A 282-nucleotide genomic window follows, 5' to 3' on the forward strand; every position below is an offset into this window, starting at 1 on the left:
CAAATAACAAATGTCATGTTTTTGTTATTTAGAATGATTTTAAGTAATAATACTTAGTTTTTCAAAAAACTAAGTATTATTGTTTCGTTATCTTGATGCAACCAACAAAAAAAGCATCACATTATGTGATGCTTTTCGATTATTTCATTTACCTCTACTACTCTATAATAAGCTTTTGAGTTATTGAGGCATCATCAGAAGTTATTTTTACAAAGAACACACCCACTGGTATATTTGTAATATCTAAAGTTTCAACTTTAAAAGCTTGGGGGATATCATAAC

General features: G+C 27.3%; 1 protein-coding gene. It reads right to left on the reverse strand.

All coding sequences use genetic code 11. The features are described from left to right. Positions 1 to 157 precede the first annotated feature (157 nt). Positions 158 to 274: a T9SS type A sorting domain-containing protein gene (locus tag J8281_RS20040; RefSeq protein WP_210199297.1), complete on the reverse strand. Its 117-nt coding sequence runs from the start codon at positions 272 to 274 to the stop codon at positions 158 to 160. Positions 275 to 282 lie beyond the last annotated feature (8 nt).

Source organism: Aquimarina sp. U1-2 (genome assembly GCF_017897595.1).
Taxonomy (GTDB): Bacteria; Bacteroidota; Bacteroidia; order Flavobacteriales; family Flavobacteriaceae; genus Aquimarina.